Raw genomic sequence first — 16,471 nt, forward strand, 5'->3', positions numbered from 1 at the left:
GTTCAAGGAAAGACACCGGTCGAGAGATAGCGATCCCCGCGGTCGCAGGCGACGGCAACGATCAGTGCCCCTTCGACCTCTTGCGCGAGCCGAAGGGCCGCGGCTACCGCCCCGCCCGAAGAGATACCGACGAAGATCCCTTCGCGCGCTGCCAGCTCACGGGCCATATGCTCTGCCTCGTCCTGAGAGACATCGATGATCCGATCGACGCGGCTTGAGTCATAGATACGTGGGAGATACTCTTTGGGCCAGCGCCGAATGCCGGGGATGTTTGAACCCTCCGCCGGCTGAACACCGATGATCTGGACGTTTGGATTTCGCTCCTTGAGATAGCGTCCCACCCCCATGATGGTGCCGGTCGTCCCCATAGCGCTGACAAAATGGGTAATCCGGCCTTGGGTCCCCTGCCAGATCTCGGGCCCGGTGGTCAGATAATGGGCCGCTGGGTTGTCTGGGTTAGAGAACTGATCCAGGCGATAGCCCTCTCCTTGGGCCCCCAGTTCTCGGGCGCAGTCGATCGCCGCCTCCATCCCGCCGTCCTTGGGGGTCAGGATCAGCTCAGCGCCGAAGGCGCGCATGATGGCGCGCCGCTCCAGGCTCATCTGCTCCGGCATGATGAGCTTGAGCCGATAGCCCTTGACCGCAGCGATCATAGCCAGGGCAATCCCGGTGTTACCGCTTGTCGCCTCGATCAGGGTATCCCCTGGTTTGATCTCACCGCGGGCCTCGGCAGCGCGGATCATGTTGAGCGCCGACCGATCCTTGACCGAACCCGCCGGGTTATTGCCCTCGAGCTTGAGCAGAAGGGTATTGGTAGTAGGGCCAGTTAAACGCTGTAGACGCACCAAGGGGGTGTGGCCGACGACATCCTCAAGAGTTTGAAACACCTTTACCTCGATCTTTGCATGATGTCTGGGTGGCCGAGAGCAGACCGTTGTGACTCAAGACACGCTCGACCTTGCGTGCTGTACCAAGCAACTGCGATAGTTCACTTAATCCTGGTCGCTCGCCGGCATCTAGCCGTTGCTCCCAACCCATCAATTCGCTGTCGAGAAACCCAAGCAGCTTCAGTGAACAGCCTCGGCAGTCGCCCGTGCACAGCTCGGCCGGTGGCAAATGAAAAGGCAAGCGGCGGCGGATTTCGCCGATGGCAGCGCGCATCGCCTCGGCCACCGGCGGACGGCGCTTTGCTGATTGCGCCAGATTCCAGCAGAGCTGTGTCATGATAACCTCTTCGAAAACAAACCCTGAGATGACCCGCGGCTATGCTCGAACGGTTTTCGGTTAAAACCCGCCTAATCTTGTATCCGGTCATCCCGCTGCTTGCACTCTTGGGTCTGACCGCATTTAGCTTTACCCAATATCTCGCCGAGTTACAGTCCTTGCAACGGGCCAAGACGCTCATCACCCTGGGTTTGGCACTTAGCGAGACCGCGCATGAACTGCAAAAGGAACGCGGGATGTCATCCGGCTTTTTAGCCAGCCAAGGGGCCAAGTTTGCCGATCGGCTGCCTGGACAGCGGAAGGCCGCAGATGCGCAGATTGCGAGGCTTCAAGAGGTCGCGGCCACCCTCAAGCTTGAGCAGCTCTCGCCCGACTATCAGCAGACCCTGCAAGCGGCCCTCGCTAATCTCAAGGAACGAACGGGGCTCCACCAGCGCATCGATCGGCTACAATTACGTGCCCTAGACGCGTTTACGACCTATACCGATCTCATCGATGGACTGCTGGAAGCGGCGCTGCGTTCAAGCAATGAATTGACCGATGCCCAGCTGGTGCGTCTGACCAATGCCAAAAGCGTTCTGATGCTGATGAAGGAGCATATCGGCCAGGAGCGCGCCTTGCTCTCTGCGGCATTCAGCGCCGGCCAGCTTAGCCAACCGAACTACAGGCTTTTGCTCGAACTGCTCAGTGCCCAGGAATATTTTCAGCATCTAAGCCTGGCGTTTGCCCTGCCTGAACAGCGCGCTGCTCTTGCCTTCGCGCTCGACCATCCGACGGTACGCGAGGTCGAGTCTATCGAAAGATTGGTGCGCAATACAGGTCCAAACGCCGAGCTGAATTATTCAGCCGAGACCTGGTTTGAGCAGATCACGGTCAAGATTGACCGGCTACGTACGGTTGAAGAACTCTTATCGCGCGACATTCAATCCACTGCCGATCGATTGATCGGCCAAACCAAGACTATTCTCCTGGGCTTTGGCGCACTGTTTGTCTTGGCCTTGGCGCTTACCATCGTTCTAGGCGGCCTGATCGCGCGCAGCCTTTTGCGGCAGATGGGCGGTGAACTCGGTTTTGCGGTCAAGGTGGCCCAGGCGATCGCCTCTGGCATGCTCGATACCGAGATCCACTTACAAGCGGGCGACAAGACGAGTCTTCTGGCTTCAATGAAACATATGCAGCAAGAGCTGCGCAACCGGATCGAGACGGAGCAGCGCCTGGTCGCTGAGGCGCAGCGCATACAAAGCGCCCTGGATAAGGCCGCGACCCAGATCATGGCGGTAGGACCGGACGAGCGGATCCTCTATATGAACGCCGCCATGAACCGCTTGCTCCAGGAGATCGAGCCCGAGATCCGCAAGCACCTGCCCGAATTTCGCGCCGATCGGCTCTTGGGGGCGCCTTGGAGCGCCTTGCAGACATCGGGCCATCGCTCGGTGCTGTCTGAGAATAGAGCCGAGCAGGTCGATGAGGTCCAGCTCGGGGGGCGCCTGCTGCGGCGGGTGATCACTCCGGTGATCAATGACCAAGGCGAGCGGCTGGGGACGGTGATCGAATGGACCGATCGCACCAATGAGGCGCGGGTCGAGCAGGAGCTCGCTGCGCTCCTCGAGTCTGCGCTGCAAGGCGACTTTAGCGTGCGTCTGGATCTCGCCGGTAAGACGGGGTTCTTTAGGCAATTGAGCGCTGGTCTCAATCAGATTCTTGAGATCGTTTCTAGCAGTCTTAATGACCTCGCGCGCGTTCTCAAAAGCATCGCCCAAGGGGATCTAACCCAGGGGATCGAGCACAACTATGCGGGTATCTTTGAAGAGTTGAAGTCAGCGACCGATACGACCCTCAAGCGCCTGTGTGAAATCGTCGGCCAGATCCGCGAGACGAGTACTTCGATCAGTAACGCCGCCCAAGAGATCGCAGCTGGCAATGCCGATCTTTCTAGACGTACTGAATCCCAGGCTGGATCGCTCGAACAGGCCACAAGCGCTATGGAAGAACTCAGTGCAACCGTCAAGCACAATGCCGAAAATGCGCAGCAAGCCAATGAATTGGCGCTCGCAGCCAATCAGCGCATCCAGGCAAGCGGTCAAACGGTGCGCGCTGTGGTCGGGACCATGGGCGAGATTCAGGACTCAAGCCGGCGCATCGCCGACATCATTGGTGTGATCGACGCGATCGCCTTCCAGACCAATATCTTGGCCCTCAATGCCGCAGTCGAAGCAGCACGTGCCGGCGAACAAGGGCGCGGTTTTGCCGTGGTCGCTGCCGAGGTACGCAACCTCGCCCAGCGCAGCGCCCAGGCGGCTAAGGAGATCAAGCAATTGATCCTAGACTCGATCGGCAAGATCGAAGGAGGGGTCAAACTCGCCCATCAAGCGGGCGCCGAAATGAATGAGGTTGTGAGTCGCTTCGATCAGATTGCTGAACGGATCGCTGAGATCGCTCGCGCAACCCTGGACCAATCGGCGGGGATCAGTCAGATGACCCGGACAATTGCCCAACTCGATGAGATGACCCAACAAAACGCCGCACTGGTCGAGCAGGCCGCAGCAGCAACCGAAAGCCTCGAAGAACAGGCGCGCGAGCTGGTTGACACCGTCTCAATCTTTCGCCTCGAACTCAGCCATGCCTAGGTACCCTAAGCCATGATGCATCTAGCACGCACACCTATTGTTCTATTTGCACTCTTTCTTGGATTTGCCCCACTTGGGGTATTCGCTGGCAAAAAGGAGGAAAGCGCAGCGGCCTCCCCTTATCCAGGCTATATGGCCGTCGAGCCGCCACTGATCATCAACCTCGCCAATCCCCGCAAGGCGCGTTATCTCAAAATCAACATCCAATTCTACATCGAGACCCAGTCGGATGCAGATCTGGTCACCCTGCACATGCCCCGCCTGCGTGATCGCATGATCACTCTACTCGGCGGGCGGGATGGCGAGCAGATCATGAGCGGTGAGGCGCGTGACCAGCTGCGCATCGAGCTCCTGGAAAATCTGCGTAAGTTGATGATTGAACAGACGGGAAGGCCCGTAATCAGCGCGATCTATTTCACCGACTTCATCGTGCAATAGGCGCGGATGCGGTCAATCGATGGTGAAGAGCTTGTCGAAGTTGGCGATCTTGAGCACCCGCCGCACATCCTCATTGGTGCCGGTGATGCAAATATTGTCTGGCCTGCCGCCGACATGCTCGCGCAGCAACAAGAGCATGCCCAAAGCCGAGCTATCCAGATAGGTCGCGCGTGACAGATCGACGATAAACCGCAAACTGCCAGGCGCGACATTTTGATAGGCATTGCGGAAATCACGGTGCTGCGAAAAATCGAATCGTCCCTCGACCGCAATGATCAGGCTGCGCTGATCTGTATCGATACGGCTCGTCACGCCCATGATCGTCCCCCTTTTATGGACATTGACTGTTTATGGGTACCTTTTATGGACATTGACTGTTTATGGGTACCTGGTCTCAAGATCTTTCAACAAGGCGTCAGCGATTGCAAGGAGGGGTAAGATCTCAATAGCCGCCCCCCGTTTGACCGCTTCCCCAGGCATCCCCCAGACCACGCTGGTCGCCTCGTCTTGGGCGATGGTATAGGCCCCCAGCTCGCGCAGCCTTTTGAGCCCATCGGCGCCATCGGCACCCATGCCGGTCAAGAGGGCGGCAGCAGCCTTGGGGCCCGCAACCTCGGCCACCGACCAAAAGAGCACATCGACGCTGGGGCGATGGCGGTTGACCGGCTCGCTGGTATCGAGCTGGCAGACATAATAACTGCCCTCGCGCTTGATTCTTAGATGCCGATCGCCTGGCGCGATATAGGCATGGCCGCGCCGGATACGATCGCCGTCTTCGGCCTCCTTGACGTTAAGCCCGGTTTGCTGATGCATCCGTCGGGCGAATGCGGCGCTAAATCCGGGCGGGATATGCTGGGCGATCACGACGCCCGGGGCATCGGGCGGCAGGCGCAGCAAGACCTCTTTAATCGCCTCGGTCCCACCCGTCGAGGCGCCGATCGCCAGAAGTTGGGCGCTGGGCATCCCCGCGCCGACAGACGGCTGGCGATGGGTGAGCGGCTGGGGCGCAGGGGCGCCGACCCGGGCCCTGGGTTTGACGGTCGCGGCCAGGCGAACCTTTTCGATCAGATCCTCGGCATAGATGCCCATCTCCCCGGCACTGTTACCCTTGGGCTTACAGACAAAATCCACAGCCCCGAGCTCCAGGGCCTGTAAGGTTACCTCGGCGCCCTCCTCGGTGAGGGATGAGACCATCACCACTGGCATGGGGCGCAGGCGCATCAGATTGCGCAAGAAGGTCAGGCCGTCCATGCGCGGCATCTCGACATCGAGGGTCAGGACATCAGGATCGAGGGCCTTGATCCGTTCGCGTGCGACATAGGGGTCCTGCGCCGTCCCGACGACCTTGATATCCGGGGCAGTGCTGAGGATTTCGGTGAGGAGCCCGCGCATCAGCGCCGAATCATCGACGATCAATACCCGAATCATGTTCTAGGCGCTCTTTGCTTCAGAAAAACTCGACATTGCCTTCATCTAGAGACTGCTGGCTGACCGAGCAATGGGCGGTGGCATGCAGATCGGACTGCAGGGCATGCAAGCGGGCCTGGGCTTGCGCGATATCCTCAGCGGTACGCAACCGGTCGAGGGGGATCAGGCGCAATTCGGCGATGAAGCGTTCGATCAGGCCAAAACGGATCTCCGCGCGTTCGAGTACCTGGCGAGTGATATCTTCGAACTGAAGCAGGCGGATCGCGGCATCGACGCTATTCTGGAACCGATCGACAATGGTATTGAGCTCATTGAGCCCCTCTTCCATCTGCCGGTTAATCAGCTGGACCTGAGCGATCATCTCATCCATCGAGCCCTTGGCCGTAATCGAGGCGCTCATATCCTGGGAGGCCATCTGGCCGACGATGGCGCGGGTCTCAGCAAAGACCACCTGCGCCTGTTGGATCTGATTGCGGATCTGATCGTTGAAGTCAGCAGCATCCTGCGAAAGCTTGCGGACCTCCTGAGCCACCACCGCAAACCCCCGCCCTGCCTCGCCCGCCCGCGCTGCCTCGATGGCAGCATTGAGCGCCAGTAGATTGGTCTGGCGCGCGATGCGCTTGGCCCCATCGAGCTGCTCGAAGATATGATTCATCTGGGATGAAAAATCATCGATCTGATGCGCAACCCGCAGGCTGTTTTTGCTCATCTCGATCAGAAATTCGATGTTCTGACTCAATAATTTGCTGTTTGCCGCAAGAAAATCGTCAATATTGATCAACTGGTCAGAGTCTTTGCCTTTGCTGATGAGGCGCAAGACTAGGCGTTGCTGGGCCCTGGAGGCATCCGATAGGCCCTTGAAGCTGGCATTGAGGTCGCCTGCGGCATGCGCGATCAGCGAGCGCGCCTGCTCGATCATCCCCTGGAGCTCGCTGAGCAGGGGCTCGATCATGCGGTCGGTCTCGACCACGAGGTCCAGGAAGCGATGCTCCTCTGCGGCGATGTCGGATGAGGCGAGCCTAGGAGGGCTCAGGTATGCTTCATGCCTGTGACCCTTGCTGAAGGCTAACCAGAATGGCCAGACCAGGGTAAGCAGCGCCACCCCTAGCCAGCCAGGCAACCAGCCCAGGGCTACAACGATAAGGAGCGCTAGACCCAAAGCCACAGGAGGCCAATAGGCCCCTGCGAATGCTTGTACAGATTCGGTCTTGATCTCGGCAGGAGTCATGAGAACAGTTCTACCTCACCCTCGACCTTCGCTCGGCGCAGCGTCTCACTGTAATTGAGCTCACGCTCGATGATGGTGTCATTGTGTAGAGTTTTGAGCTTTTTGACCAAGACCCGCCCGCCGGGCAAAAAGAAATAGACCTTACGCGGATAGTTGCCCAGGAGATCCTGAGCAATGACCGGGATGCCCTCGGTCGCCAGATAATCGAGCACGAAACGGGCGTTTCGTTCGCCGACAACATGATTCTTGAAGCCAGGCAGGACATTTCCGCCCCCGAAGACCTTAGCCTCTAAGTTGGCACGCTTGGCGCCGAGCTTGATGAGCTGATTGATGAGGATCTCCATCGCATAGTCGCCATAACGCAATGAGCGCCCGAAGCGTTCGTTGTCATCGCGTTTGTCGTCCGGCAGCATGAAGTGATTGATCCCGCCGATCCCCTTGACCCGATCGCGGATACAGGCGCACACACAGGAGCCTAGAACCGTCACCATCAGGATCTCGCGGGTCGAGACATAGTATTCGCCGGGGAGGATCTTGACCGCATCCATCTGGAAATGACGGTCATAATACAGGGTCGGGGCCAGGACCTCTTCAAAACCATGCGGCGCAGCGGTCATGTTTTAGGCACCATGGACAGGGACATAGACGGTCTTGCCCCGCAGCCGGAACAGATGGGGGACATGGCTCAGGCTTTCGGAGTGACCGACGAACAACAACCCATCAGGCCGTAACAAGGTATGAAAACGACTCAGGATGCGTGCCTGAGTGGGCTTGTCGAAATAGATCATGACATTGCGGCAGAAGATCACATCGAAGGGCTCACGCATCGGCCAGGAATCGCTGAGCAGATTGAGCGGCTGAAACTCGACCAGGGCGCGCAATTCGGGGCGTACCCGCACTAAGCCAGTGTATGCCCCTTTGCCACGCAAAAAGAAACGCTTGAGCTGCTCTGGCGGCAGTTTCTCGAGCCGCTCCAAGGGATAGACCCCTTTGGCAGCCTGATCGAGGACATTGGTATCCACGTCGGTTGCCAGGATCTCGAGCGGCGGGGTCCAGGTCTTGAAGGCATCGATCAGAGTCATGGCCATGGAATAAGGCTCTTCGCCCGTGGAACAGGCCGATGACCAGAGCCTGAGCCGTTGCCGCCCGCGGCGTTTGAGTTCGAGCGCATGTTCGGCAAGTATGGGAAAGTGATGCGCCTCGCGAAAAAAGGCAGTGAGATTGGTGGTCAGGGCATTGATAAACTGGGTCCATTCATCGGATTGGCTGTCCAGGATATCGAGATAATCCTGAAAGGTCTTGAGACCCAAGGCGCGCAGGCGCCGTGCGATCCGGCTATAGACCATGTCCTTCTTCGCCGGACCTAGAGCAATCCCCGCATGCTCATAGATCAATTGCCGGATCGCCTCGAAATCGCGCTGGGTGAAGACGAACTCGCGCTCGCGCGCCGGGCCTTGGATCTTGGTCTCGATGGCCATGTCAACCCAGTTCAGGCCGCTGTTGCGCCTGTCTGCTCGACCAACCCCATCTCCTGGCTGGTCATGAGCCGCTCGATATCGACGACAATGATCATCCGTCCCTCGAGCGTAGCCAGGCCATCGATATAGGCGGTATCGAGGATGGCGCCGAAATCCGGCGCTGGCTGGATCTGGTCGCGGCGCAGAGCGACCACATCCGAGACACCATCGACTACTAGCCCCAAAATCCGTCCGCTCAGGTTGAGGATGATGACGACGGTAAACTCATTGTATTCAGCCTGCCCGAGATGGAATTTCAGGCGCATATCGATGATAGGGACGATGATACCGCGCATATTGATTACGCCTTTGATGAACTCGGGCGCATTGGCGATCCGGGTCACGGCATCATAGCCGCGGATCTCCTGAACCTTGAGGATGTCGATCCCGTATTCCTCCTCGCCCAAGCGGAAGGTCAGGTATTCGCGAGCGCCATCGGTTGCTATCGCCCCCTGTTCGTTATGCATGGTCGCAAGACCTCCACCTTGATCGCTTCAAGGAAATGTTGAAACTAAGCCCCCGCCCATCCGACCGGAGGGAAGGGGATTGGCCCAAGGCCACCAGGGTACCTACAATCTATTCTGTCTGGGTTATGATCCAGCAGATCATTCAACCGAACCGCCGGCTGAGCCGCGCCAGCGCGTCTACATCCAGGATCAGGGCAACCCGCCCGTCGCCCATGATGGTCGCGCCTGAGATGCCCTCGACGCGGCGATAATTGGTCTCCAGGCTCTTGATGACCACTTGGTGCTGCGCCACCAGCTCATCCACGAGGATAGCGACGCGGCCTTCGCCAGTTTCGACGATGACCAGGATGCACGCCAGAGGATCTGGTTCGGGCCGACCGCTGTTGAAAATTTGATGCAGGCTGACTAAGGGCAGATAGTCGTCATTGATCTGGACGACCCGCCCCTTGCCGACCACGCTCTTGAACTGTTCGTGGCGAGGCTGGATCGATTCAAGGATGACGGTCAGGGGCAGGATGAAGATCTCTGACCCCATACGCACCGATAGCCCATCGAGGATGGCCAGGGTCAGCGGCAGGCGAATGGTGATCTGGGTCCCCCGGCCGGCGACCGAATCGATCTCAACGCGCCCGTTCATGTCCTCGATATTGCGCCGCACCACATCCATGCCGACCCCGCGCCCCGAGATGTCGGTGATCTGCTCTGCGGTCGAGAATCCAGGCTGAAAGATCAACTGCCAGACCTCCTTGTCGGATGGATTCTCGGGCAAGGAGATGCCGAGCCGAGCGGCTTTGGCCAGGATCTTGTCGCGGTTGAGGCCAGCGCCGTCATCGATCACCTCGACCACCACGCTCCCGCTGCGGTGACTGGCGCGCAGGATGATCTCACCGCTCTCGGGCTTACCGGCAGCTAAACGTACCTCAGGGCGTTCGATCCCGTGATCGATACTGTTGCGCACCAGATGGGTCAGCGGATCGGCCAGGCGTTCGATCAACCCCTTGTCGAGCTCGGTATCCTCGCCGATGAGCCTCAGGCTGACCTTTTTGCCGAGGGCAGCGGCGGTATCGCGCACCACCCGCGGAAAGCGGTTGAAGACGAAGCTGATCGGCATCATGCGGATCGACATCACCGCCTCTTGCAGGTCGCGCGAGTTGCGCTCCAGGTTCAAGAGGCCAGCCATGATCCGTTCATGGGCGACGGGATCGAGATGGGCACAGGCATCGGCCAACATGGCATGGGTGATCACCAACTCGCCGACCAGGTTGATGAGCTGATCGACCTTTTCGACACTCACCCGGATCGACGAATCAGCGGCAACGCTGCGTTTGGCTAGCTGCTGTGCGGGCCTTGTCTCGGCTTGGGGTGCGGGCTTGGCAGCTGGCTGGGTAGGAGCAGCATCACTGGGTGCACCAGGCGCCGCAGTAAAGAAGCCATAGCCGCGTTCATCGTCTTGGCGGGCGCGCCGTGCCACTGCTGCTACCTGGTCCATTCCCGGACTGCCGCCAAAGAGTCCAAAGCTTTCGTGCTCCTGATCGGTCAAAGACTCAGCGCCCGGGGCATCGGTAAAGATGCCATAGCCATCTCCTTCCTGGAGATGCAATGCTGGCTTGGAGGTCAGCAGATGCTCGCTCCCCGGCGCACCGGTGAAGAAACCATAGCCTGCATCTTCCTGAGCCGGATCGGTATGGGTCAACTCCAGCTTCTCGGCCCCCGGGGGTGCATAATCAAAGAAGCCATAGCCGGAATCAGCGGAGGTGTGCGCTGAGGTTTGCTGCAGCCCCCCTGCCTCCTCGCTGCTAACCTCTGGTTCAAGCTCGATCTGCGCGGGCTCGCAGACGAAGGCTAGGATCTCCTCGATTGCCGCGCGCCCACCGGCGGTCTCGATCCGCCAGACCTGCCGGCCTTGGTGATCGGTTCCCAGATCGGTGATGCTGCCCAATTCGCCCAAGGAGGCAAATAGGGCATGTCGTTCCTCCTCCGTGCCGCGACCGATCGCCACGGGCGCAAAGCGCAGCCGCCAACGGTTCACCTCCGTGGCGGCGTTCGCTGGTACAGATCCGGCGGATACGGACTCACCCTGCGCCAAGCGTTCGAGCCGCTCGCAGATCTCCGCCTTGCTCGGGTCATTGTATTCTCGGCCCTCTTGATGGGCCTGGAGCTGGAGCTTGAGGATGTCGCCCGCCTCGAGAAAGGCGTCGACCATCTCGGAGGTCGGGGCCAACTCCTGTTTGCGCAACCGATCGAGCAGGGTCTCCAGGACATGGGTCACCTCGGCCATGTCATTAAAGCCGAAGGTCCCCGCCCCGCCTTTGATCGAATGGGCGGCGCGAAAGATGGCATTGAGGGTCTCAAGGTCCGGGGCATCGACATTGAGCTCAAGTAGCAGGCCTTCCATGGTCGCCAGATTCTCCTGGGCCTCTTCGAAGAACACCTGATAGAACTGAGTCATATCGATGGCCATACCCTTTCCCCCCCTCGCGTCTTCAAGACGCGCTACGTTTAGCCGATGACCTTACGCACAACCTCCAGGAGCTTGGCCGGATCGAATGGTTTGACCAGCCAGCCGGTCGCCCCCGCCGCCCGTCCCTGATTCTTCATGGCCTCGCTCGATTCGGTGGTGAGCATCAGGATCGGTACGGACTTATATTGCGGCAGGGCGCGCAGTTGCCTGATCAGACTCAGGCCATCCAGGTTGGGCATGTTCTGATCGGTGAAGATCAGATCGAATTGGGCCGCGCGGGCCTTGTTGAGCCCGTCTTGACCATCGACCGCCTCGGTGACCGCATAGCCGGCCTCCTTGAGGGTAAACGAAACCATCTGGCGGATGGACGGCGAGTCATCGACGGTGAGGATTGCTTTTGCCATGTCAGTAGATCCTCAGAAAATCAATAGGTGGTGCTTGCGATAGTGGCGATGATACTCAAAAATTCAGCCGCCCTGTGCCCAGGGCCCTGACTGATCGCTCAGCTCCGGTTTAGCGGATCGCGGTCAGGCAGATTCGATCCTGCTGTCTAATCTGAGTTTGCCTTCCATGCCAGCATCGTCTCCCACCGTCGCCCAGTCGCCGCTCGACCCACCGCTCCCGCACCGCCCGGGCGAACGCTGGCGTTGGGGCCGGCTCTACGGCGCCGGACGTGCCCTAGCACTGGCCTGTACCGCCGAGCATGCAAACGGTTTGGTGCTGGCCGTGGTCGAGGGCGTCCAAGAGGCGGCGACGTTGCAGGCCGAGCTCGGTTTTTTTGCAGCGCCAGGGCTACCCATCCTGGGTTTCCCAGACTGGGAGACCCTGCCCTATGACATCTTTTCGCCGCTACCCGAGTTAGTCTCAGAGCGACTGCTCACCCTGCACCGTTTGCCTCAGATTAACCGCGGCATTCTGATTGTACCAGTCAGCACGCTCATGCAGCGTCTGCCGCCGCGCGACTACGTCGATCGGCATACCCTGTTCCTTGGCGTCGGCGATCGGCTCGACCTAGATGCCATGCGCCAGCGTCTAGAAGGCGCCGGTTATAGCTGTGTCTCCCAAGTGATCGCGCATGGCGAATATGCAGTGCGCGGCTCATTGCTGGACATCTTTCCGATGGGCAGCGATCACCCCTTGCGTATCGATCTCTTTGACGATGCCATCGAGAGCATCCGTACCTTTGACCCGGAGACCCAGCGCTCGCAGTCCAAGATCACAGAGGTCCGCATCCTGCCTGCGCGCGAGGTCCCACTGGACGCCGAGGCGATCGCCGGTTTTCGCCGGCGTTACCGTGCGGCGCTCGCCGGCGACCCGCAACGCAGCCTGATCTATCGCGAGGTCTCCAACGGTCAGGCGCCAGGCGGGATCGAGTATTACCTGCCGCTGTTCTTCGACCAGACTGTGACCCTGTTCGACTATCTGCCCCCGGGGGTACTGGTCATCGAGGCGGAGGGCAGCCGCGCCAGCGCCGAGCATTTCTTCGCTACGGCGCGCGAGCGCTATGATCAGCGCCGCCATGACAGCGAACGCCCGCTCTTGGCGCCGGAACTCCTGTATCTGCGCCCTGATGAACTCGCTGGGGCACTCAACCGTCTGCCGTTGGTGCGTCTCCAGGCCGAACCTGTGGCAGGAGGACCAAGCAGCCCCTCCGTCGACTTTGCCACCCAGTCTCTGCCGGAGCTGAGGCTAGAGGCGCGGGCAAGCGATCCGGCCCAGGCGCTCAAATCATTCATCGCCAACCGCTGCCGCGTCCTGTTCGTTGCCGAGAGCCCAGGCCGGCGCGAGCTGTTGCGCGAGCAGTTCAATGGATTCGGCATCCAGGTCGAGTTGGTGGGTAGCTGGCACGACTTCTTGACGGGTACCGCCCGGCTTGGATTGACGGTCGCTCCACTGGAACAGGGGCTGTGGTTGGAGGAACCGGATCTAGCCGTCGTCACCGAGACCCAGCTTTATGGTGAGCGGGTGCGTCAGGAACGGCGCCGGCGCGAGCGGGCGCGCGACAGCGACGCCATCATCCGCGATCTGACCGAATTGACCGAAGGCGCCCCGGTTGTCCATGAGGAACATGGGGTCGGACGCTATCGGGGCTTGCAGACCCTCGAGGTCGGCGGGATCACCGCCGAGTTTCTCACGATCGAATATGCCAATGGCGATCGGCTCTATGTGCCGGTCAGTAGCCTCAATCGGGTCTCGCGCTATACCGGCGCCTCGCCCGATCAGGCCCCTTTGCACCGGCTGGGCGGCGATCAATGGGAACGGGTCAAACGCCGTGCCGCGCAAAAGGCCTATGATGTGGCCGCTGAGATCCTGGATATCCAGGCCCGGCGCGCCGCCCGCCAAGGGGTCTCCCTCCCCGATCCTGGGCCTGAATATACCGCCTTTGCTGCCGCCTTTCCCTTCGAGGAAACCCCCGATCAACAACGCGCAATCGAGGCGGTGCTGGCCGACCTCTTGTCACCCAAACCTATGGACCGGGTGGTCTGCGGCGATGTCGGCTTCGGCAAGACCGAGGTAGCGATGCGCGCGGCCTTTGTCACCGTCCACGGCGGGCGACAGGTCGCGGTCTTGGTCCCGACCACCCTGCTGGCCCAGCAGCATGAACAAAACTTTCGGGACCGCTTCGCCGACTGGCCGGTGCGGATCGCCAGCCTATCGCGCCTACGCACCGCCCGCGAACAGCAGGCGGTTCTGACAGGACTGGCCGAGGGCACCATCGACATCGTGATCGGTACCCACAAGCTTTTGCAGCCCGAGATCCGGTTCAAGGACCTGGGGCTGGTGATCATCGACGAGGAACACCGCTTCGGCGTGCGGCATAAGGAACGGCTCAAGGCATTGCGCGCCGAGGTGGATGTCTTGACCCTCACCGCCACCCCCATCCCGCGTACCCTCAACATGGCGATGTCTGGCCTGCGCGATTTCTCGATCATCGCCACCCCGCCGGTCGAGCGCCATCCGATCAAGACCTTCGTCACCCCTTGGAACGATGCCTTGGTCCGCGAGGCAGTGCAGCGCGAGCTCAAACGCGGCGGCCAGGTGTATTTCTTACACAACGAGGTCGAGACCATCGAACACCAAGCCGAGAAGCTCGCCGCCTTGATCCCCGAGGCACGGATCGCGGTCGCCCATGGCCAGATGCGCGAACGCGAGCTCGAGCGCGTCATGCGCGACTTCTATCACCAGCGGTTCAACCTCCTGGTGTGCACCACCATCATCGAGAGCGGCATCGACGTCCCAACCGCCAATACCATCCTGATCAACCGCGCAGACCGCTTGGGTCTGGCCCAGTTGCATCAGCTGCGCGGGCGAGTCGGACGCTCGCATCATCGCGCCTATGCCTATCTCATCACCCCACCGCCTGCGGCACTCACCGCCGACGCCAAGCGGCGCTTGGAGGCGATCGAGGCCATGGGCGAGCTCGGCGCAGGCTTTATCCTAGCGACCCATGACCTCGAGATCCGCGGTGCAGGCGAGCTGTTGGGCGATGAGCAATCGGGCCAGATCGATGAGGTGGGCTTTACGCTCTATATGGAGCTTTTGGAACGCGCGGTGGCGGCGCTCAAGGCCGGGCGCCTGCCCGAGCTCGACCGCCCGCTCGATCATGGCGCCGAGATTGATCTGGGGATCCCCGCCTTATTGCCCAGGGATTATCTTCCCGATGTCCAGGCGCGCCTGGTGCTCTATAAACGCCTGGCTAACGCCCGCGACCACGAGGAGCTGCGCGAACTGGAGGTCGAGATGATCGACCGCCTCGGTCCCTTGCCCGAACCTACCCGCAATCTGCTCGCGATCACCGACCTAAAGCTACAGGTCCAACCCCTGGGCATCCGCAAGATCGAGGTCGGTGCAACCGGTGGGCGGTTTCTCTTTGCTGACTCGACTCGGCTCGAACCCGAACGCATCATCCGCTTGCTTCAAACCGAGCCCAAATCCTACCGCCTGGAGGGGGGGCATACGCTCAGATTCACCCGTGCCATACCCGAAGCCCAGGAGCGGATTGGCGCGGTTCGCCAGATCGTCGCACAGCTGCTTACCTAAAACACCCAAGATTAGGACCTACAATCCCAGGCCGACCTGCGGAGGTACTCGATCGGGTATCGGCAATGATCAAGCGCGGCGGATGCGGGCCGTTAACAGAATCGGCTGGGCCGCTTCGTCCAGCGCCTCTGTGATTCAGATCGCAGCCGCCGGTCATCTTGTGCACTAGGCTAAAGGTGCGTCGGGATGTGCCCCATGCTAAGCCCGTTTTCGAGGAGTCCTGCCATGCCCGCTGAAAACAGACGCCTGCTGATTGCCTTCGAGTCCGATCTGCGCGAGATCAACCGCCAGACAATCAATCCTGCCTTCGCCAAGCTCAAGCTTGCCGACCTCAAACCGGTCATGTTGATGGTCGCCAAGGCCCGCGCCCAGTATCTACGGGCGCTCTATGACATCGCGCTCAAGGCGCCGGACAACACGCCGAGCGCTGCCGACATCGAACGCCTGACCCAGCTCCGTCACGTCTATGAAGAGCTCATCAAGGGCAGTCAGGCCCTAGAGACGGCCATCGAGCGCGAATATCTGGACGTGGACAAATAGGAGACCTGCCCCAGGCAGGTAGAGGCATGATCCTCGCGCATCAGATCGCGCTCGCTCCATACAATCGGCAGGCAACCTATTTGGCTAAGGGCTGGGGGGTGGCGCTTTGCCTACAACTGGGCGTTGGCGAAGCGGCAGCGATGGGATGAAGGCCTGGAAACAGCATCCCGTCTTCCTCAGCCCTCCGAAGCCGCGCTGCGCCGTCAGCTCAATGCCCTCAAGCGTGACTATTTCCCCTGGATGCTGGAGGCGCACCAAGTGCGCACCGCGGGACGGGCAATTCCTGATCATCGATCGCTGGTTCCCGTCTAGAGATCTGTTCTGGGTATGGGCTGCGCTTGTATGGCCTCTCATCGTCGCTGAGGGTATGGATGTATCGGGCGTGCTGTGCCCATCACGACCACGGGGTGAATGCGGCCAAGGATATCTTGGCCGCCGGACTGGCCACCCTCAGCAGTCTTGCCCTGAGTTCCACCAGAGGTAACGCCTGGGGAGAGGAA

Annotated in this window: 14 protein-coding genes; 4 read left to right on the forward strand and 10 right to left on the reverse strand. The window is 60.3% G+C overall.

From position 1 onward, the window contains the following. Positions 1-2 precede the first annotated feature (2 nt). Both cysM and GWK36_RS10155 read right to left on the reverse strand, forming a co-directional pair. Positions 3-887, reverse strand: a complete 885-nt coding sequence (cysM, locus tag GWK36_RS10150) for a cysteine synthase CysM (RefSeq protein ID WP_166271035.1) — start codon at positions 885-887, stop codon at positions 3-5. Then, on the reverse strand, positions 871-1,224 hold the full coding sequence (locus tag GWK36_RS10155; RefSeq protein WP_210756753.1) for a hypothetical protein: 354 nt from the start codon (positions 1,222-1,224) through the stop codon (positions 871-873). Before GWK36_RS10155 ends, cysM begins: the two co-directional genes overlap by 17 nt. Positions 1,225-1,265: 41 nt before the next feature. Between GWK36_RS10155 and GWK36_RS10160 the strand changes: the two genes are divergently transcribed. Continuing rightward, entirely contained in the window at positions 1,266-3,851 is a 2,586-nt protein-coding gene (locus GWK36_RS10160; RefSeq protein ID WP_166271036.1) for a methyl-accepting chemotaxis protein, read from the forward strand. A 12-nt stretch (positions 3,852-3,863) separates the two neighbouring features. Next, the gene (locus GWK36_RS10165; protein ID WP_166271037.1) at positions 3,864-4,289 is read left to right on the forward strand and encodes a flagellar basal body-associated FliL family protein; all 426 of its coding nucleotides are present in this window, start codon (positions 3,864-3,866) and stop codon (positions 4,287-4,289) included. Between the two features lie 12 nt (positions 4,290-4,301). On the opposite strand, the gene GWK36_RS10170 is transcribed toward GWK36_RS10165, so the two are convergent. The 8 genes from GWK36_RS10170 to GWK36_RS10205 all read right to left on the reverse strand — a co-directional run bounded on the left by GWK36_RS10170 (position 4,302) and on the right by GWK36_RS10205 (position 11,794). Continuing rightward, complete coding sequence (locus GWK36_RS10170; RefSeq protein ID WP_166271038.1) at positions 4,302-4,607, reverse strand: STAS domain-containing protein; 306 nt, start codon at positions 4,605-4,607, stop codon at positions 4,302-4,304. Between the two features lie 60 nt (positions 4,608-4,667). Beyond that, positions 4,668-5,717, reverse strand: a complete 1,050-nt coding sequence (locus GWK36_RS10175; RefSeq protein ID WP_166271039.1) for a protein-glutamate methylesterase/protein-glutamine glutaminase — start codon at positions 5,715-5,717, stop codon at positions 4,668-4,670. A 19-nt stretch (positions 5,718-5,736) separates the two neighbouring features. Continuing rightward, on the reverse strand, positions 5,737-6,945 hold the full coding sequence (locus GWK36_RS10180) for a methyl-accepting chemotaxis protein (protein WP_166271040.1): 1,209 nt from the start codon (positions 6,943-6,945) through the stop codon (positions 5,737-5,739). After that, positions 6,942-7,562 (reverse strand): chemoreceptor glutamine deamidase CheD, encoded by a 621-nt coding sequence (gene cheD, locus GWK36_RS10185; RefSeq protein ID WP_166271041.1) that lies wholly within the window; start codon positions 7,560-7,562, stop codon positions 6,942-6,944. Before cheD ends, GWK36_RS10180 begins: the two co-directional genes overlap by 4 nt. Positions 7,563-7,565: 3 nt before the next feature. Beyond that, positions 7,566-8,423, reverse strand: coding sequence for a CheR family methyltransferase (locus GWK36_RS10190; RefSeq protein WP_166271042.1), 858 nt, complete (start codon positions 8,421-8,423; stop codon positions 7,566-7,568). Positions 8,424-8,434: 11 nt separating this feature from the next. Next, the gene (locus tag GWK36_RS10195; protein WP_166271043.1) at positions 8,435-8,929 is read right to left on the reverse strand and encodes a chemotaxis protein CheW; all 495 of its coding nucleotides are present in this window, start codon (positions 8,927-8,929) and stop codon (positions 8,435-8,437) included. 142 nt (positions 8,930-9,071) lie between these two features. Then, positions 9,072-11,390: a chemotaxis protein CheW gene (locus tag GWK36_RS10200; protein ID WP_166271044.1), complete on the reverse strand. Its 2,319-nt coding sequence runs from the start codon at positions 11,388-11,390 to the stop codon at positions 9,072-9,074. 38 nt (positions 11,391-11,428) lie between these two features. After that, positions 11,429-11,794, reverse strand: a complete 366-nt coding sequence (locus GWK36_RS10205) for a response regulator (RefSeq protein ID WP_166271045.1) — start codon at positions 11,792-11,794, stop codon at positions 11,429-11,431. Positions 11,795-11,960: 166 nt separating this feature from the next. Here GWK36_RS10205 and mfd point away from each other — a divergent pair, with 166 nt between their 5' ends. Together mfd and GWK36_RS10215 are read left to right on the forward strand one after the other, a co-directional pair. Next, complete coding sequence (mfd, locus tag GWK36_RS10210; RefSeq protein ID WP_166271046.1) at positions 11,961-15,431, forward strand: transcription-repair coupling factor; 3,471 nt, start codon at positions 11,961-11,963, stop codon at positions 15,429-15,431. 225 nt (positions 15,432-15,656) lie between these two features. After that, positions 15,657-15,971, forward strand: coding sequence for a hypothetical protein (locus GWK36_RS10215; RefSeq protein WP_166271047.1), 315 nt, complete (start codon positions 15,657-15,659; stop codon positions 15,969-15,971). Positions 15,972-16,471 lie beyond the last annotated feature (500 nt).

Origin of the sequence: Caldichromatium japonicum, assembly GCF_011290485.1 — a bacterium.
Lineage (GTDB): Bacteria > Pseudomonadota > Gammaproteobacteria > Chromatiales > Chromatiaceae > Thermochromatium > Thermochromatium japonicum.